The sequence below is a fragment of the Aridibaculum aurantiacum genome (assembly GCF_017355875.1).
In the GTDB taxonomy this organism is placed as follows: Bacteria; Bacteroidota; Bacteroidia; order Chitinophagales; family Chitinophagaceae; genus Segetibacter; species Segetibacter aurantiacus.
Window position 1 is genome coordinate 991,748 of the sequence record NZ_JAFEWC010000003.1, and the last position, 18,430, is coordinate 1,010,177.

Below are 18,430 nucleotides of genomic sequence, written 5' to 3' on the forward strand. Positions count from 1 at the left end.
TAATAATTTAAATGGTCTTGTTCTGTACGTACCTGCGCCACTTATCAATTAGTGTTTTCATGTCATCCGGCAGTTCCAACTCAAAAAACATCTCTCTTTCATCTTCAGGATGGCGGAAGCCTAAGGTTTTTGCATGAAGCGCCTGGCGTGGGCAGATCTCCAGGCAATTATCTACAAATTGCTTGTACTTCGTAAAAACGGTTCCCTTCAAAATTTTATCACCACCATACGTGTTGTCGCCAAATAAAGTATGGCCTATGTGTTTCATGTGAACGCGGATCTGGTGTGTTCTGCCTGTTTCCAATTTGCATTGAACCAGCGTAACATAGTTTAATCGTTCTAAAACTTTATAGTGCGTGATAGCTTCTTTGCCATGCTCTCCATCTGGGTATGCTTCAAATAATTTTCTGAAACGTTGGTTGCGCCCTACATGTGCTACAATAGTTCCTTCATCCTGTTCTACATCGCCCCATACAAGCGCTATATAATTTCGCTGTATGTCGTGGTTAAAAAACTGTTTTGCCAAATGACTGGCAGCTTTAGCTGTTTTTGCAAGAACAAGTAAGCCGCTGGTGTTTTTATCAATCCGGTGAACCAGTCCGTAGCGTGGTAAAACAGACTCGTCAAGGTGCGGGTTCTGTTGCCGTAGGTAGTAAGCTATTCCATTTAATAAAGTACCGCTGTAGTTTCCGCTGCCTGGATGCACTACCATGCCTGGTTGCTTATCAATGATCATCAGCGAATCATCTTCATATACAATATGAAGTGGCAGCGGTTCAGGAGTGATATCACTTTCATCAGGCGCGTTTGTGGTGAAAATGATGATCTCCATGTTTCCTTTCACCTTAAAGTTGGATTTCACCTGCTGGCCATTTACCGTTACCAACCCGGCCTCTATACCTTGTTGTATTTTATTTCGTGTTGCACCCTCTATACGTCCCATCAGGAATTTATCAATGCGCAAAGGCTCTTGTCCTTTATCCGTCTTTATCACCTGTCGTTCGTAAAGCGCTTCTCCTTCTTCGGGAAGCAGGTCTGTTTCTTCTGTCATGATGGGCGCAAATTTAAGCTGAACCAGTAAGCTTTGAAGTTAACTGCCAAGGTTTATTGGTGGCGGAATTCGTGAAGATGCTGATGTTGTTGGTTACATCTATTTTTGCGTTACATGAAACAGAAGGTACAACTGGTAGACCTGGGAGAACAAAGGGCCTATAAAGAAATTTGGGATATGCAGGAAGAGTTGCTGCAAGAAAAAGTGCGGCTGAAATCTTTAGCAAGAGAAAGTGGTGCAGCCGCGGCAGGTGAAGGAGATCATCATTTGTTTTTTGTAGAACATACGCCGGTTTATACGCTTGGAAAAAGCGGCCATATAACCAATGTGCTCATTTCTGATGAAGAGCGTAACGCAAAGGGGATTGAGTTTTTCAAGATCAACCGCGGTGGCGATATCACATTTCATGGACCGGGACAACTAGTTGGTTATCCTGTTATAGACCTGGAAAAATTCAGAACAGACTTAGGTTGGTACTTACGCAGCCTGGAAGAAGTTATCATTCTTACTATGGCAGAATATGGTTTGAAGGGTGAACGCAGTGCCGGCGAAACAGGCGTCTGGTTGGATGCACAGGTGAAAGGCAAGGAGCGTAAGATTTGTGCAATGGGCATTCGCTGCAGCCGTTGGATCACTATGCATGGCTGGGCTTTTAATGTAAATACAGATCTTGATTACTTCGGCTATATCATTCCATGCGGCATACAGAACAAGCAAGTAACTTCTTTAGAAAAAGAGCTAGGTAGAAAACTGGATATGCAGGAGGTGAAGGATAAGGTGAAGAAAAACTTTGAGAAGGTGTTTGATGTGGAGATAGAGAAGGTTTAGTATTTCTTGTTTCTTGTTCCTGGTTAACTGCGGCATTAGGTGACCATGTTGGAATCAGTGATTAGTTATGATCAGTAGCTAATGATTATTAGCTTTAAAGTGATGTAGCCCGTATACAGGAAACAGGAAACAGGAAACAGGAAACAGAAACCAGAAACCAGAAACTTCTCCCTCATCTCTTCCCCAAACCTATCACTTCGCAATTACTGATATTGCTGCCGTCTATGCTAAACCTGATAAGCGTTCGTGTCTTGTGCCATCCTTGTTTACCGGCAGCGCCCGGGTTCATATGCAGGCACTGAAACTTTTCATCGTATATGATCTTTAGTATGTGCGAGTGACCGGAGATAAAAAGCTTTGGCTTCTTATCTGCTATCTCTTTTTTTGCCAAAGGAGAATAGCGGTTGGGATATCCACCAATATGAATCATCAAAACATCTACTTCTTCTACTTTGAAAGAAGCCACTTCAGGCATTCTGCTGCGTACGTCGTAGCCATCTATGTTTCCATATACACCTCGCAAAGGTTTGAATGCTTCCAGTTTATTAATGATCTCTTCAGTTCCAAAATCACCTCCATGCCATATCTCATCGCATTCTTCAAAATACCTGAATACTGCTTCGTCTAAATAATGGTGTGTATCGGAAATAAGGCCTATTCTTCTCAAAATTTTTCTTTAAGAGCAAGATGCATAAAAATTGTTTGCCATCGTGATAGATAGCAACTATTGGCAATATCCATTATACCTGGAGATATCATTACTTTTATAAAAGAAACAGATTGCCTCATGCCACTCTATCGCAACTTTACCTACTGGATCGACAAGCGCCGATGGAAGTACTACTTCCTGCTGCAGGCCTTGAACGAATTGATGTGATGAAAAATGCGAAGTGAAAAACCTCTGGTTATCATTTCTGCACTAAAACAAGGGTTCCAAACTTTTATTTTTAAATTTTACTTTCTATGCCGCATTATACCAAACTCGGAACAATTCCGCATAAACGACATACTCAGTTTCGTAAGCCTGATGGCGGGTTGTATTCAGAACAACTTTTTTCTACTGAAGGTTTCAGTAATGATTATTCTATCCTTTATCATACTTACCCTCCAACCAAGATCGTAAAGACAGGCGAGCCAAGGAATGTAGCACCAACAGTAGCGGAGGAAAAAATGCTGAAGCATCGCAGTTTGGAAGGCTACAATATTAAACCAACAGTTGATTACCTGGAAAGCAGGAAGGCTGTGTTGGTGAACAATGATCTTCACATTGTGTTGGCTGCTCCCCAGCAAAGCATGCAAGATTATTTTTTTAAAAACGCTGATGCCGATGAAATGATCTTCGTGCATGAAGGATCAGGTAAGCTAACTACCCAATATGGTGAGTTGACTTTTTCTTATGGAGATTATTTGGTGATCCCAAGGGGAACTATCTACCAGATCAGTTTCAACGATACGAACAACCGCTTGTTTATAGTTGAAAGTTTTAGCCCGATCCGTTACCCGAAGCGCTACCTAAGTAAGTATGGCCAGTTGCTTGAACATTCTCCTTTTTGCGAACGCGATATTCGTACGCCGCAAAACCTACAAACCAATGATGTTGACGGCGACTTCCTGATACTAACCAAGAAGAAAGGTGTACTGTATCCGCTGCATTATGGTCATCATCCTTTTGATGTAGTTGGATGGGATGGCTGTTGTTACCCATTTGCTTTCAGCATCCACGATTTTGAACCCATTACTGGTCGAGTGCATCAACCACCGCCAGTTCATCAAACTTTTGAAGCACACAACTTTGTAGTGTGCAGCTTTGTACCGCGTTTATACGATTATCACCCTGATGCAATACCAGCTCCGTACAACCATAGCAATATTGATAGCGATGAGGTTTTGTATTATGTAGATGGTGATTTTATGAGCCGTAAAAACGTTACGCGTGGCATGATTACTTTACACCCTGCAGGCATACCGCATGGGCCGCACCCTGGTACAGTAGAAAAAAGTATAGGTAAAAAAGAAACAAAAGAACTGGCTGTTATGGTTGATACATTTCACCCGCTGCAGCTTACGAAAGAAGCATTGGAAATAGAAAATGACGGTTATACTATGAGTTGGGCTGAATAGCAGTATCTATGTTTTCTCTAGATGTTCAGTGAGCATCTTTATAATTCATTAAATCATAAACCACAACAGTTCCAGTTTTTCTGTAACTTATCATCTTTAAAAATTGCAAAGCATATGATCAAGTACAATGAATTAAAAGTCGGCGACATTGTTATGGCCGAGTATGATGGTGTATGGAAAGAAGGTGAAGTGATTGATTTGAATGGAGATGAAAAACAAGTATGTGTGCAGATAGAAGATCTGCAGGAATTCTGGTTCGAACCCCAGCAGTTAAAGTCGATTTTGCTTGATGAGGCGCAGTTGTTCCGGCTAGGATTTCAAAAGCATGTAAATGATGATGGTTCTGTGAAGTACATGCACGGAGCATTCAGGGTACTACTGCCAAATGCAAACAATTTTGGTATAGTAGATATTTGGTACCGTGAAGATAAGCGTCATATTACGCATCATATGACCGTGCATGAGTTTCAAAATAACTACCTCGATATGACCAAGGTTCACCTGGCAAAGGCCGAGGCATAATCTATAAAAATGATCTGTAAAAGCCGGTGCTTCAGAGCTCCGGCTTTTCTATTTGTAGAAATTTCGTCTTTCACAAGCAATATCTGGACGAGCGGCTACAATAAGAGCTGCGAGTTTTGTACAATTGTATTCGTTAATTCAAAACATATGAGAATTCTATTGCTTCTAGCAGCCGTATTAGTGGGAATTATGGCCAATAGCCAGGAGGAGAAAAAGTTCATCCTCAAAGGCAAGATCAAGAATATAAACATGCCGGTTGAAAAAGTGTACCTGCGCTATAGTAACGGCGGAGAGAGACGACTAGATAGCGCGGTAGTGAACAAAGGAAGTTATACCATTTCGAATACCATTGCCGAACCTGTACGTGCAACGCTTTCTGTAAAATATGTAGCTGCAGCCGATGGTACACCAGTGAAAACAAATACAGCCAGAGATTACACAGCCGTTTTTCTTAGCCCTACAACCATAAGCATTGTTTCTGTTGATTCTTTTAGCAATACAACAGTGAAGGGATCTGCAGCTCATGATGAGATGAAGAAACTGACCGCGTTGCTAAAACCATACAATGACGAGATCGCTCAGCTAAGCAACCAGTGGCGCGAAGCGAAAGACGAGGAAACTAAAAATAAACTGACGTCTCTTTTTGAAGCGGTGGAAGTGAAATCGAAAGAAGCGAATAAACAATATGTCCAGGCCAATCCTTCCTCGCCGATAGCTATTTATGCAGTTAACCAATTTGCAGGATACGATATAGATGCAGATAAGGTACAGCCTGTTTTCGACTTGCTACCTGCCAATCTAAAAGCGCTACCATCAGCACAAGATCTAGCTGCAAGAATTGATATAGCTCGTAAGCTTGGAATTGGCAAGACAGCTATTGATTTCACGCAAAACGATACTGCAGGAGTTCCTGTTTCGTTGTCTTCACTTCGTGGAAAAGTTTTGCTTGTTGACTTTTGGGCTAGTTGGTGTGGCCCTTGCCGGAGAGATAACCCTAATGTGGTAAAGATCTTCAACCAGTATAGAGACAAAGGTTTTCATGTATTGGGTGTGAGCCTCGATCAGCCGGGCGCACAGGAAAGGTGGATAAAAGCAATACACGATGATAAGCTTACATGGACACATGTGAGCGACCTGAAGTTCTGGGAAAATGAAGTAGCTAAACTGTATGGTATTCGAGCTATTCCTTTCAATCTTTTACTTGACAGGGAAGGCAAGATCATCGCACGCAATCTTCATGGCGAAGAGCTTGAAAAGAAGTTGTCTGAAGTGCTTAATTAGATAAATCCTTAATTGCAGTTATCGATGCCACCTTTTTTGGTGGCATTTTTTTTATTAGTAAATGCGTACATAACTTCCGGTACAAACAACTTCATGCAAGTAAAAGATCATTTGCCAGCCAGCTTCTTTGTAAGCTTCAAACCTATTCTACGTTGTTCTTTTTATTCTTTGTTATTCATCATTTGTCTACTTGTGGTTAGCCATACGCATGCACAAGTATTCGGAGGCAATCCATCTTCTATAAAATGGAAGCAAGTAAGTACTGATACAGCGCGTGTCATCTATCCTGAAGGCTTGGATGATGCGGCAAGAAGAGTTGCTTCCGTAGTTCATGAAGTACATAAACAGCAATCGGCTACTATAGGCAACAGGCTGCGTAAGATCAATATTGTTTTACAAAATCAATCGACCGTTTCCAATGCTTATGTGGGGCTGGGACCATACCGTAGCGAGTTTTACCTGACGCCACCGCAAAACAGCTTTCAACTTGGAGGCCTTAGCTGGTTAGATAATCTTTCTGTTCACGAATACAGGCACGTACAGCAGTACACCAACTTCAATGTTGGATTAGCCAGGGCTATGTCATTTGTATTTGGCCAGCAGGGACAGGACCTGCTGAATAGCGCTGCTGTTCCGGATTATTTTTTTGAAGGTGATGCTGTTTTTTCTGAGACTGTTTTGAGCAGGCAGGGTAGGGGTAGGATCCCTTACTTCTTCAATGGTTTCCAGTCGCTCAATCGCGATGGCCGCAAGTATTCGTTCATGAAGCTACGCAATGGTTCACTAAAGGATTTTGTTCCCGATCATTATTCGTTGGGGTATATGTTGGTGTCGTATGGTCGCGAAAAATATGGGCAGGACTTCTGGCTAAAAGTTTCGCAGGATGCAGTACGTTTCAAGCCGATCATTTACCCGTGGCAAGGTGCCATCAGGCGGCATGCAGGCATTCCATATAAGCAGTTTGTAAATGATGCCTTCAACTTTTACCAGCAAAAATGGCAGCTGGCAAAAGGAGTAGAACCTACTTACGTAACGCCTAAAAATGTAGCTACGCGAGTAGATTACAAATACCCTTACATGACTGAAGATGGGTCGTTGATTGTAATGAAAAGGGGTTACAGGCAAATTCCTGCTTTTTATAAAGTAAAAGAAAATGGAGAGGAGGAGAAGCTGGCAACACGCGATATTGCTCATGATGATTACTTCTCTTACAAGAATGGAAGAATAGTATATGCGAGCTTGAACCCGGACAGCAGGTGGGGCTACAGGGAGTATAGCAATATCATTTTGATGGATGCAGCTACTGGTGATAGAAAGGTTATCACCAACCATCAAAGATATTTTGCACCTGATATAAGTAACGATGGTAGTAAAATAGTAGCGGTAGATATGCGTACTGATCTTACTTCTACATTGGTGGTAGTTGACGAAACAGGTAACAATACATTCAGATCAGTGGCCAGGCGTGGTGTGGTGTATACCTATCCAAAATTCTCTGCTAACGACAGCGCCATCTATACGCTTGCAAGAAATGAAGATGGAAAAATGGCTTTGATCAGGTTTGATATACCATCTGCAAAAGAAACCGAATTGGTGCCGTATGCCAATCGGGTTTATGCTTTTCCTACAGTTCAAGGTGATACTATTTTTTTCTCCAGCACATATAAAGGCAGTGATGAAGTTTGGGCGTTCGTAGAAAACACCAAAGCTTTGTTCAGGGTAGCTGTTCAGCCAACAGGTCATTACCAGGCGGTAATGAATAGAGGGAAGAACCTTTTATTTTCTTCTACGTTTTCATCTACAGGCTATAAACTAATAACTACAGCTGCCAGCGACTTACTCTGGCAACGTGTAGGCGAAGGAGAGAATGCACTACCTGATCTTTATGTTCCTAATGCATTAAAACAAGAACCTTCTTCCACTTTAGAGAATATATCCCTTCGCCCCTTTACCACGCAGCGTTACAGGAAGGGTTTTGGATTTTTCAACTTCCATAGCTGGCGGCCATTGTACGACCTGCAGGAGTTTTCTTTTACACTATATGGCCAAAATGTTTTAAATACATTCCAGTCTGAGTTGGCTTACACTTACAACAGGAATGAAACAAGCCATCGCGCCGGCTTTACTGGCATCTATGGAGGCTGGTATTTGCAACCAACTTTAGGTATCAACCACACCTGGGACAGAACCATCGTATACAACCGAGATACAAGTTTCAACTACAATGAACTTAATCTGAATGCAGGGGTTCGTCTTCCGCTCAATCTTTCCGGCGGCAGGCAATATCGTTTTCTTACACTTAACAGTTCATTAAATAACCAACAGATCCAATGGACGGGGATAGGTAAATCACTACTTGCAGCCAGGAACTTCAACTATATACAGGGCAGGTTGTTGTACACCGGGCAAATTCAGCAGGCGCTGCAACATATCTATCCACGGTGGGCGCAAACACTTCTACTGCAGTATCGTAAATCTATAGATAAGCTGGAGGCAAACCAGCTGCTTGCAAATGCTGCTTTGTATTTACCTGGTTTGCATGTAAATCATAACTTGGTTATCAATGCTGCTTTTCAACAGCGGGACACAATGAACCAGTATTTCTTTGGCAACAGTTTTCCTTTTTCGAGAGGATACACATCGGTGGATTTTCCACAGATGTGGCGCATTGGGTTTAACTACCACTTTCCGTTGTTCTACCCTGATTTTGGGATAGGTAATATAGTATACTTTCAGCGGGTACGGGCAAATGGATTTTACGATATCACACAGGGCAAAAGTTTAAGAACAGGCGCTATGTTTCCATTCAATACTGCCGGTGGCGAAATGTATTTCGATACAAAATGGTGGAATCAGCAACCAGTGACCTTTGGTATTCGCTACAGCCGTTTGTTGAATAACCAATATAGAGGCTTTACACAACCTAATCAATGGGAGCTGATATTGCCGATCAATTTGCTGGATTAAAAAAAGGAGAGGCAGCTTTAACAACCTGTTGATTTTAAAAAAGCTTGGTAAAATGTTGAGCTTCAGTTAATCTGGTACATGGGAATTAATTCCACACTTATGGGTTTGTTAACTAGCTAAAACAGAGGCAATATGTTGTTTTTACATGATACCTTCGTGCTCGTTAACCTAAAAAAATGTACAATCTTATGCCCAAAAAATTATGGATTACCCTCGTAGCTCTGGTTCTTGTGTCATTTGGCGTAACAGCGTATAAAGCAAAAAATGAGGTTATAGTAAAAGCAAGTTTTGAAACTGGTACTGATTCTTTGGCTTCTACAGAAGTAGTAGCTAATGATGCAGTTTCTTCTGAGAAAATGCGCTTTACTGCACTATACGATGTGCTAAACCTGCAAAACCTCAAGTTGAACAAACAGGCTTTTCAGCTTGCTATAAATGGATATTCTAAACTTAAAACACAAGGAAAGATAAAGAATGACTTGTTGACCATCATCGATTTTAGCCAACCCAGCACCAGCAAGCGGATGTATATAATAGATATGAAGAAAAACAAACTGGTTAGGCATTCGCATGTTGCGCATGGCCGCAACACCGGGTTGTTGATGGCAACTACCTTTTCTAACAAAGCGGAATCATATCAAAGCAGTCTTGGTTTTTATGTTACTTCAGAAACATATATAGGTAAACATGGCTTGTCACTACGTTTAGATGGTGTAGAAAGAAACATCAATGATAATGCAAGAGCAAGGGCTATCGTGGTTCACGGCGCAGATTATGCCAATGAATCATTTTATAAATCTACTGGTTACCTTGGACGTAGTTTTGGATGTCCTGCAGTGCCTACAAAAGATGCACCCGAGATCATTCAAAACATAAAAAACGGCAGTTGCATGTTTATTTACTCTACTGACAAGGGTTACCTTAAGCAATCATCTTTAATATAACAGGGGCCGTTGCCAAGAAAAGTTGCAGTTTTAGAAGAATTGGATGAAATAGGAACAGTATTTATTAACTTTTCCACAAAATATTCAAAATTTTCCACTATTTTTTCTTCTTTGTTGTGTATGTGCTTATCTTCGCGCTCCCAAAAATAATATGTCTAAACAAGCACTGATAAAACAAGATGGGTCAATCATAGAAGCTTTGTCCAATGCAATGTTTCGGGTGAAGTTGGAAAATGGTCATGAGATCATTGCCACCATCAGCGGTAAAATGAGAATGAATTACATACGAATTTTACCTGGCGACAAAGTAGGAGTAGAGATGAGCCCGTACGATTTGAGCCGTGGACGTATCATTTTCAGGTATAAATAGTAAACAATTAGCTGTTAGCCTTTGATAGCCGATAGCAATAAGCATAAGGAATTTTAATAACACACATCATGAAAGTTAGAGCATCTATTAAAAAGCGTAGTGCAGATTGCAAGATCGTGAGAAGAAAAGGCAAGCTGTACATTGTAAACAAAAAGAACCCTCGCTACAAGCAGCGCCAGGGGTAAGAAAGAATTGTGGGATTTCGGGATTTCGATATTTTGAGATTTCGATATCCGAAATACAATCCCAAAATCACCAAATCACAAAATCAGAAATTAAAATATGGCTCGTATTGCCGGTATAGATTTACCAAAAAGTAAAAGAGGCGAAATAGGTCTTACCTATATCTATGGTATAGGTCTTTCTACAGCCCAGTACATTCTTGACAAAGCTGGAATTGACCGTAGCAAGAAAGTGAACACCTGGAACGATGAAGAGCAAACTGCTATCCGTAATATCATCAACAATGAGATTAAGGTAGAAGGTGCACTTCGTAGCGAAACTCAAATGAACATTAAGCGTTTGTTGGATATCGCTTGTTACCGTGGTCTTCGTCATCGTAAAGGTTTACCTCTTCGCGGACAAAGAACCCGTACTAACAGCCGTACCAGGAAAGGTAAGCGTAAGACAGTTGCCGGTAAAAAGAAGGCACCTAAGAAATAATATAACCATGTTACAAACTATAGGTTCCAGTGTATCATTGGAACCTGTAGTTTGTAATTTGTTGTTTATACCAGTCGTCGGATCTGCTGCCTAGCAGGGAGAGACTATCATTTTTAGAAGATTACCTCAAAAAAAGAAAATGGCTAAAAATCAAAGACAAGACAGCGCAAAAGCAGCTGCCAAGAAAAGAGTAGTGAAAGTGGACGCTTACGGCGACGCTCATATCAGCGCTACATTCAACAACATCATTATCTCTCTTACCAACAAGAATGGCCAGGTTATTAGCTGGGCTAGTGCTGGTAAAATGGGATTCCGTGGTTCTAAAAAGAACACTCCTTACGCTGCACAGCTAGCTGCACAAGATTGCGCTAAAGTAGCTTTGGAAGCAGGATTGAAGAGAGTAGACGTTTATGTAAAAGGTCCTGGTTCAGGTAGAGAAGGTGCTATCCGCGCTTTGGCTAACAGCGGTATCGAAGTAACCATGATCAAAGACGTTACCCCATTACCTCACAACGGTTGTCGTCCTCCTAAGAAGAGAAGAGTATAATAAAGTAAAAAGTCAAAAATCAAAAGCAATAAATGGTTTTTGATTTTTGACTTTTAAGTTTTGAATTATCAAAAGCAGGTATAGGTCGCGTTTTAAGATTTTTGATGAACTATACCTGGAACTAAAAAATCTGAAAAAGAAACAAACATGGCAAGGTACACAGGTCCCAAGACCAAGATCTCAAGAATTTTTGGAGAGCCTATCTTAGGCAACGGTAAGTGGTTGAGCAAAAACAGCAACCCTCCGGGTATCCACGGTGCTCAGCGTAAGCGTAAGCAACTGGGTGAATACGCACTTCAGTTGAAAGAAAAGCAAAAAGCTAAGTACACTTATGGTTTGCTTGAAAAGCAATTCCGTAACACTTTCACCGAAGCTGCACGTCGTAAAGGCGTAACTGGTGAAAACCTTATCAAACTTCTGGAAGCACGTTTAGATAACACTATCTTCCGTTTAGGTATTGCTCCTAGCCGTCCTGCTGCACGCCAGCTGGTTAGCCACAAGCACGTTACTGTAAATGGTGAAGTTGTAAACATTCCTTCTTTCCAATTAAAGCCAGGTGATATCATCGGTCTTAAAGAAAAGAGCTCTGTTAACACTGCTGTTACAAGTGCTATCCGTGGTAAAAACCAAAAGTTCTCTTGGTTAGACTGGAACGAGGCTGAACTAAGAGGTACTTTTATAGCTTACCCTGAGCGTGAAAGTGTTCCTGAGAACATCAAGGAGCAACTGATCGTGGAATTGTACAGTAAGTAATAGAAGTGAGTTGTGAATGGTGAGTAGTGAGCAATGAGTAAAGCTCTCATTCATATCACTCACAACTAACTACTCACAACTGACACTCACAACATTTAAATCAACAAATCGTCAATAACAAATGGCCATTTTAAATTTCCAAAAGCCCGATAAAATCGTTCTTCAGAAGGCAAACGACTTTGAAGCACAATTTGAATTCCGTCCATTGGAGCCAGGTTACGGCCTGACCATTGGAAATGCTCTTCGCAGAGTATTACTTAGTTCATTGGAGGGTTACGCCATTGTAGGTATAAAAATCGAAGGTGCAGAGCATGAATTTGCTACCCTTCGTGGTGTTACAGAAGATGTAACTGAAATCATCCTGAACCTAAAGCAGGTGCGTTTCAAGAAGAAAGTAGAAGGCGAGGTTGGAACTGAAAGGATCACATTGAACATCAAGAATCAAACTGAATTTACAGCAGGTATGATTGGCGATGCTACACAGGGTTTTGAAGTAATGAACCCTCAATTGCTGATCTGTACTATGGATAACAGCTCTAAACTAGATATAGAGATCACTATTGCTAAAGGTCGTGGATACGTTCCGGCTGAAGACAATCGTGTGAAAGATTCAGTTTTCGGGTATATTCCTATTGATAGTATTCATACTCCGATCAAGAATGTAAAGTACAGCATCGAGAACACTCGTGTTGAACAAAGAACCGACTTCGAAAAACTGTTGATGGACGTTCAGACAGATGGTACCATCCATCCTGAGGAAGCTGTTAAACAAGCTTCTCGTATCCTGATCCAGCACCTGATGATCATCACTGATGAGAACATCACTTTCGACAACAAAGAAGAGAAGAAAGAAGACCTGGTAGACGAGCAAACACTGCAACTGCGCAAGATCCTGAAGACTCCATTGGAAGATCTTGACCTGAGCGTACGTGCATTTAACTGTTTGAAAGCTGCTAAGATCAATAGCCTGAGCGAACTGGTACAATACGAGCAGGAAGACCTTATGAAATTCAGAAACTTCGGTCAGAAATCACTTTCTGAGATCGAGCAAGTACTGAACGAAAGAGGCCTTGGCTTCGGAATGGATCTGAGCAAAATGGGTATAGATAAGGAAGATTATTAAATCAAAAGTCAAAATTCAAAAGTCAAAAAAGGACCTTCTCAGGTTTTTAATTTTGACTTTTGAATTTTGAATTCACAAGGGTTGTAATTCCTGACACGGTACAACCTATAAAACACACGTCATGCGTCACGGAGACAAAATCAACAATTTAGGCCGCACAGCGAGCCACCGCAAAGCGTTGCTTAGCAACCTTGCATCTCAACTGATCGCTCACAAGCGTATCACTACTACATTGGCAAAAGCTAAAGCTTTGCGTACTTATGTAGAGCCACTGATAACTAAAGCAAAAGAAAACAGCACGCACCAGCGTCGTATCGTTTTCAGCTACCTGCAAGACAAAGAATCAATCAAAGAACTTTTTGATGTGATCCGTCCAAAGGTTGAAGCTCGTCCAGGTGGTTACACTCGTATCATCAAGTTGGGTGCTCGTCATGGTGACAACGCTGAACTGGCAATGATTGAACTAGTTGACTACAACGAAGTTTACGGAAAAGGTGTTGGTGAAACTAAAGAGCCTGCTAAGCGTACACGTCGTGCTGGTGGTGGTCGTAAAAAAGCTGCAACTGCAGCTGAAGGTACTACTACACCTGCTTCTGATGCTGAAGCAACAGCTCCTGCTACTGAAACCACAGAAACTTCAGAAGAAAATAAAGCTGCTGAGTAATTGGCAAACTTTAGAAAATATAAAAAGGCAAGGTCGTAATGATCTTGCCTTTTTTGTTTTTACCAACTGTTGAAAAATTATCAAGATGTTTTACTGCTGAATGATATTTTTGCGCCGGCTGCATAACAGTACTCAACATCGTTGTGTCACTCACTTGTACAGCATTACATCATTCAACGGTTTTAGCTCATAAAGGTTGAACCTGTTTAATAATAAGAAACCACTCAATTACGCATGAATAATCAAGCTCCCGCTGTACTGCTACTAGAAGATGGAACCATTTACCACGGCAAGGCATTTGGTAAAATTGGTACTACCACCGGTGAAATATGTTTCAACACCGGTATGACTGGTTACCAGGAAGTTTTTACCGATCCAAGTTATTATGGGCAGATCGTTATCATGAACAATGTGCACGTAGGTAATTACGGCGTGAAGGATTCAGATATAGAAAGTGATTCTGTAAAGATCCAGGGGTTGATCGGTCGCAACCTGGAAGAGTTGTATAGCCGCAGGCAAGCCAAAGGATCTTTGGATGAATACCTAAAGGAAAATGGCATTGTGTCAATAGAAGATGTAGATACGAGGGCACTTGTAGCACATGTAAGAACTACAGGTGCTATGAACTGTATCATTTCATCTGAGGTTCTAGACGAGCAGAAACTAAAGGAGATGCTAGCTGAAGTACCTAGCATGGCCGGACTGGAATTGGCATCAAAGGTTTCAACCAAAGAAGCTTACGAACAAGGTGATCCTAATTCTCCTATCAAAATTGCAGTTATTGATTATGGTGTGAAGCAAAACATTCTTACTTGTATGACATCTCGTGGTGCGCATGTAAAGGTGTTTCCTTCGAATGCTTCACTGTCTGATATGAAAGCCTTCAATCCGCAGGGTTATTTTATTTCTAATGGTCCTGGCGACCCGGCTGCTATGGATTATGCGGTTAATACAGTAAAAGAAGTGCTTGCCGAAGAGAAGCCTGTTTTTGGTATTTGCCTTGGCCACCAATTGCTGGCGCTAGCTAATGATATTCCTACTTACAAAATGCACCATGGACACCGCGGGTTAAATCACCCGGTTCTAAATGTAAATACAGGTAAATGTGAAATAACTACGCAAAACCATGGTTTTGGTGTAGACCCGGAAGCTGTGCGTAGGAACCCGAACATCGAGATCACGCACATCAACCTGAATGATGATAGCGTAGAAGGAATTCGTTTGAAAGACAAACCAGCTTTCAGTGTTCAATATCATCCTGAAAGTTTTCCTGGGCCGCACGATAGCAGGTATTTGTTTGACGACTTCATTGAAAGTGTAAAGACAAGATTGTAATCTATCTTCTAAATCCACTGAATGAAAATTGCAATCATCAACGGGCCTAACCTCAATTTGCTGGGCAAACGTGAGCCGGGTATTTACGGTAGCGAAACATTTGAAGGTTTTCTTGATCAACTGCGTAAGGAGTATCCTGCTGTCAATTTTACTTTTTTTCAAACCAATGTAGAAGGGGAGTTGATCAATTATTTGCAGCAAGTGGGCTTTGATCATGATGGTATCATACTTAATCCCGGTGGCTACACACATACTTCGGTGGCTTTAGGAGATGCTATTGCAGCTATCACCACTCCTGTTATTGAAGTACACATCAGCAATGTACATGCAAGGGAAGAGTTCAGGAAGATATCGCATGTGTCAGCAAAGGCACGTGGTACTATAAGCGGGCTTGGCTTAAAGGGATATGCACTTGCGGTGCAGTTTTTCCTGGATAAGTAATTAGATTTCTCTATCAAAGCTTATAAAAAAATAAGGCTGTCTCTTCGCAGGGACAGCCTTATTGCTTTTTTATGACCAGTTAATCCTTACGTGTAAGTGAAGGACCATCTAGTTGAGCACCTTCTGTATTGCTCTTACTCTTCCTTGCCGGAACTTTATTGATTGGTGTTATCACCGCTTGCCCTTTTCCTACTTCGGCTTCTTTTTGCTTGCGGTAGGTGGCGTTTGTCATTAGCAGCTGAACGCTGTCAAGTTTAGCTATATATAAGCTGCGTCCATGTGTTCCAAGTACCAGTTCATTCTCTCTTTGTTGTATCACAAGATCGTGGATAGGTACACTCTTCGGTAGGCCATTGGTCCATGCGAAATATGATCTACCTGCATCTGCCGTTACATATAAACCACCATCGGTTCCTACATACAACAGGCTGTCATGGCGAGTGTCTTCTTTCACCACATTGATTGGTTCAAATGGAAGATTAGCAGCTATGCTTCTCCAGTTGGTGCCATAGTCATCGCTTACAAACAGGTAAGGCATGAAGTTGTCGTTGCGGTAGCCATTCAGCGAAGCATAAACACGACCTTCTTTGTAGGCACTCGCTACTACACGGCTAACCCAAAGACCTTTAGGAAGTTTACCGCTAATGAGTGTCCAGTTGTACCCGCCATCCCGGCTAACGTGAATGTTACCATCATCTGTACCGGTATAAATCAGACCAAACTTTAGCGGGCTTTCGCTGATGGTGGTAAGCGTACCATAAGGAACGTCGCCTTGCTGCGGGCTGGTAGTAAGATCGGGACTGATAGCTGGCAGTGTGTCGCCTTTGTTCATACTGCGGTGAAAGCGATTGGTTCCAAAATATAATACGTCCTGGTGGTGCGGGCTAAGCAGGATTGGTGACTGCCAGTTGAAACGATAAGCTGCCTCACCCAGGTCGTTACTTGGCCTGATGAAACGCCTGTCCTGGCGGTTCCGTAAATTCTGCCTTACATAAACACCAAATTGTGAACCTGTGTAAACGGTTTGATTGTCGCGTGTATCTACTTGTACCTGCATACCATCGCCGCCACCAATAGACTTAAAAGGATAATCACCTGAAACATGCCAGCGTGCATTTTCCCTGTGGTTGGATGGACCATACCAGGTACCATTATCCTGTAAGCCTCCAAATACATTGTATGGGCGGGCATTGTCTACATTGATAGCATAATATTGACCTACAGGAGGTGTATTAGCAATAGACCAGTTTTTACCATCGTCGTAGGTAATGTTCAAGCCGCCGTCGTTGCCATTTAGCATATGACCGTCGCGGTTTGGATTTATCCATAGTGCGTGGTGGTCAGCATGTACATTTTCGCGATCTATTGATTTAAATGTTTTACCACCATCTGTGCTTGCAAGCAGATCAATACCAAGTATCACTACTTTATTTTCATTGGAAGGGCTTACATAGATCTTACCGAAATAATAGCCGAAAGAACTATACAGATCCAATCCCTTCTGGTTCATTTTCTGCCAGGTTCTTCCACCATCATTACTGCGGTATACTTCGGCACCAATAACCGGCGTACTATTTTCGTCGCCATTGTACAGGTAATCATATATAGCTGTTGGCTTCAATTGATTATTTGCTACCAACTCTTTAATTCCTTTTGCAGTGTATTTTCTAGGAATGCTGGTACGCCTGATAAATGAGTCGATCTTCCTGTCCTCCAACGCAAGAAACTTTTCCCTTGTCAGGTTATGAAACTCTTTCAGTTCATACCTGCTCGTATCAGCTTTACGTTGTGCAGTATCAGGTCGCCTGTTCTGATTATCTACTATTGCATAAACTACCTGTGGGTTCTTTGGATAAACAGCAACACCTATTCTACCTACATTGTCTCCGGTAGGGAAACCTGCACCGGCAGTTGTAAGCAAGTTCCATGTATTGCCACCGTCTGTACTTTTATAAATACCACTTGTTTTCCCGCCTTCTTCAAAATTCCAGGCGCGACGGGTACGGTACCATGTTGCCGCATACAGTTCATTAGGATTAGCAGGGTTGATGTCCATTTCTACCACACCTGTGTTTTCGTCTATGGCAAGTGTTTGCTTCCAGCTTTTACCACCGTCAGTGGTTTTATAAACGCCTCTTTCTTTGTTAGGAGAATATAGATGTCCAAGCACCGCTACCCATGCAGTGTTGGGGTCAGTAGGGTGCAGCTGTATTTTGCCTATGTGGTGGCTTTCAGGTAAACCTAAGTACTCCCAGCTTTTGCCATTGTTGTTGCTTTTGTAAACACCTATACCAGCATACGAAGAACGGCTACTGTTCACTTCGCCGGTTCCAACCCAAATCACCCTGTTCTTCTCTTGCCAGTTTACTGCTATGTCGCCAATGAAGAGTACATCTTCACTATCAAAAATAGGAGAGAAGCTTTGGCCATTGTTGGTGCTGTGCCACAGGCCACCTGTAGCATAAGCAACATAAAACTCTGTTGCGTCTGATGGGTTAACTTCTATGTCCACCACTCTGCCGCTCATTACAGTAGGGCCAATGTTGCGGAATGAAATGTGGTTAACCAATGAGTTTTGCTGCAATGACTTGCGCTGTTGTATGCTCTTCATACGTTCGGTGGCGGGTGTTGGTTTCACCTGCGCATAATGGTTGAACGAGACTGCCAGGAATAGGACCAGGAAGAAATGTTTCATAATCAAGCGGGAATACAGTTTTAATGATAATGTTGCCGAAGATAACTGAACCAAGTGGTTTTTTAACAGTAGCAAGGAAAGCAGCTACAAGAAACATTGTTATTTTCACGACCTAATTTTCAGCT

Annotated in this window: 20 protein-coding genes; 16 read left to right on the forward strand and 4 right to left on the reverse strand. The window is 41.9% G+C overall.

Annotated features, from left to right (window positions below; translation table 11 throughout):
* Window positions 1-7 precede the first annotated feature (7 nt).
* The gene (locus J4N22_RS17870) at window positions 8-1,051 is read right to left on the reverse strand and encodes an RluA family pseudouridine synthase (RefSeq protein ID WP_207496845.1); all 1,044 of its coding nucleotides are present in this window, start codon (window positions 1,049-1,051) and stop codon (window positions 8-10) included.
* Between the two features lie 114 nt (window positions 1,052-1,165).
* Here J4N22_RS17870 and lipB point away from each other — a divergent pair, with 114 nt between their 5' ends.
* Complete coding sequence (gene lipB, locus J4N22_RS17875; protein WP_207496847.1) at window positions 1,166-1,879, forward strand: lipoyl(octanoyl) transferase LipB; 714 nt, start codon at window positions 1,166-1,168, stop codon at window positions 1,877-1,879.
* Window positions 1,880-2,051: 172 nt separating this feature from the next.
* Here the strand turns inward: lipB and J4N22_RS17880 are convergent, their stop codons facing one another.
* Window positions 2,052-2,546 (reverse strand): metallophosphoesterase family protein, encoded by a 495-nt coding sequence (locus J4N22_RS17880; RefSeq protein WP_207496849.1) that lies wholly within the window; start codon window positions 2,544-2,546, stop codon window positions 2,052-2,054.
* A 60-nt stretch (window positions 2,547-2,606) separates the two neighbouring features.
* On the opposite strand from J4N22_RS17880, the gene J4N22_RS17885 reads away from it, so the two are divergent.
* The 15 genes from J4N22_RS17885 (at window position 2,607) to aroQ (ending at window position 15,610) form a co-directional block, all read left to right on the forward strand.
* Window positions 2,607-2,756 carry a hypothetical protein gene (locus tag J4N22_RS17885; protein ID WP_207496851.1) on the forward strand — a complete coding sequence of 50 codons (150 nt, stop codon included), beginning with the start codon at window positions 2,607-2,609 and terminating at the stop codon, window positions 2,754-2,756.
* 86 nt (window positions 2,757-2,842) lie between these two features.
* On the forward strand, window positions 2,843-4,000 hold the full coding sequence (locus J4N22_RS17890) for a homogentisate 1,2-dioxygenase (RefSeq protein WP_207496853.1): 1,158 nt from the start codon (window positions 2,843-2,845) through the stop codon (window positions 3,998-4,000).
* Window positions 4,001-4,114: 114 nt separating this feature from the next.
* Window positions 4,115-4,522, forward strand: a complete 408-nt coding sequence (locus tag J4N22_RS17895; protein ID WP_207496855.1) for a hypothetical protein — start codon at window positions 4,115-4,117, stop codon at window positions 4,520-4,522.
* A gap of 147 nt (window positions 4,523-4,669) precedes the next feature.
* The gene (locus J4N22_RS17900) at window positions 4,670-5,803 is read left to right on the forward strand and encodes a TlpA disulfide reductase family protein (protein ID WP_207496856.1); all 1,134 of its coding nucleotides are present in this window, start codon (window positions 4,670-4,672) and stop codon (window positions 5,801-5,803) included.
* Between the two features lie 93 nt (window positions 5,804-5,896).
* Window positions 5,897-8,770, forward strand: a complete 2,874-nt coding sequence (locus J4N22_RS17905) for a TolB family protein (protein ID WP_207496858.1) — start codon at window positions 5,897-5,899, stop codon at window positions 8,768-8,770.
* Window positions 8,771-8,958: 188 nt separating this feature from the next.
* Window positions 8,959-9,714 (forward strand): murein L,D-transpeptidase catalytic domain family protein, encoded by a 756-nt coding sequence (locus J4N22_RS17910; RefSeq protein WP_207496860.1) that lies wholly within the window; start codon window positions 8,959-8,961, stop codon window positions 9,712-9,714.
* 151 nt (window positions 9,715-9,865) lie between these two features.
* Window positions 9,866-10,084 (forward strand): translation initiation factor IF-1, encoded by a 219-nt coding sequence (gene infA / locus J4N22_RS17915; protein ID WP_133267249.1) that lies wholly within the window; start codon window positions 9,866-9,868, stop codon window positions 10,082-10,084.
* A gap of 68 nt (window positions 10,085-10,152) precedes the next feature.
* Window positions 10,153-10,269: a 50S ribosomal protein L36 gene (gene rpmJ / locus J4N22_RS17920; protein WP_018612877.1), complete on the forward strand. Its 117-nt coding sequence runs from the start codon at window positions 10,153-10,155 to the stop codon at window positions 10,267-10,269.
* A gap of 97 nt (window positions 10,270-10,366) precedes the next feature.
* Window positions 10,367-10,747 (forward strand): 30S ribosomal protein S13, encoded by a 381-nt coding sequence (gene rpsM, locus J4N22_RS17925; protein ID WP_207496868.1) that lies wholly within the window; start codon window positions 10,367-10,369, stop codon window positions 10,745-10,747.
* Window positions 10,748-10,886: 139 nt separating this feature from the next.
* Window positions 10,887-11,294, forward strand: coding sequence for a 30S ribosomal protein S11 (gene rpsK / locus J4N22_RS17930; RefSeq protein WP_207496875.1), 408 nt, complete (start codon window positions 10,887-10,889; stop codon window positions 11,292-11,294).
* 147 nt (window positions 11,295-11,441) lie between these two features.
* Window positions 11,442-12,047 carry a 30S ribosomal protein S4 gene (gene rpsD, locus J4N22_RS17935; protein WP_207496885.1) on the forward strand — a complete coding sequence of 202 codons (606 nt, stop codon included), beginning with the start codon at window positions 11,442-11,444 and terminating at the stop codon, window positions 12,045-12,047.
* Between the two features lie 121 nt (window positions 12,048-12,168).
* Window positions 12,169-13,170 (forward strand): DNA-directed RNA polymerase subunit alpha, encoded by a 1,002-nt coding sequence (locus J4N22_RS17940; RefSeq protein WP_207496887.1) that lies wholly within the window; start codon window positions 12,169-12,171, stop codon window positions 13,168-13,170.
* A 121-nt stretch (window positions 13,171-13,291) separates the two neighbouring features.
* A complete protein-coding gene (gene rplQ, locus J4N22_RS17945; protein ID WP_207496889.1) occupies window positions 13,292-13,834 on the forward strand; it encodes a 50S ribosomal protein L17 in 543 nt (180 codons plus the stop codon).
* A gap of 234 nt (window positions 13,835-14,068) precedes the next feature.
* On the forward strand, window positions 14,069-15,169 hold the full coding sequence (gene carA / locus J4N22_RS17950) for a glutamine-hydrolyzing carbamoyl-phosphate synthase small subunit (protein ID WP_207496898.1): 1,101 nt from the start codon (window positions 14,069-14,071) through the stop codon (window positions 15,167-15,169).
* Between the two features lie 21 nt (window positions 15,170-15,190).
* The gene (gene aroQ, locus J4N22_RS17955; protein ID WP_207496900.1) at window positions 15,191-15,610 is read left to right on the forward strand and encodes a type II 3-dehydroquinate dehydratase; all 420 of its coding nucleotides are present in this window, start codon (window positions 15,191-15,193) and stop codon (window positions 15,608-15,610) included.
* Window positions 15,611-15,689: 79 nt separating this feature from the next.
* On the opposite strand, the gene J4N22_RS17960 is transcribed toward aroQ, so the two are convergent.
* Both J4N22_RS17960 and J4N22_RS17965 read right to left on the reverse strand, forming a co-directional pair.
* The gene (locus J4N22_RS17960) at window positions 15,690-18,221 is read right to left on the reverse strand and encodes a WD40/YVTN/BNR-like repeat-containing protein (RefSeq protein ID WP_207496902.1); all 2,532 of its coding nucleotides are present in this window, start codon (window positions 18,219-18,221) and stop codon (window positions 15,690-15,692) included.
* Window positions 18,172-18,414 carry a hypothetical protein gene (locus J4N22_RS17965; protein ID WP_207496904.1) on the reverse strand — a complete coding sequence of 81 codons (243 nt, stop codon included), beginning with the start codon at window positions 18,412-18,414 and terminating at the stop codon, window positions 18,172-18,174. The genes J4N22_RS17960 and J4N22_RS17965 overlap by 50 nt, the downstream gene beginning before the upstream one ends.
* Between the last annotated feature and the right edge of the window lie 16 nt (window positions 18,415-18,430).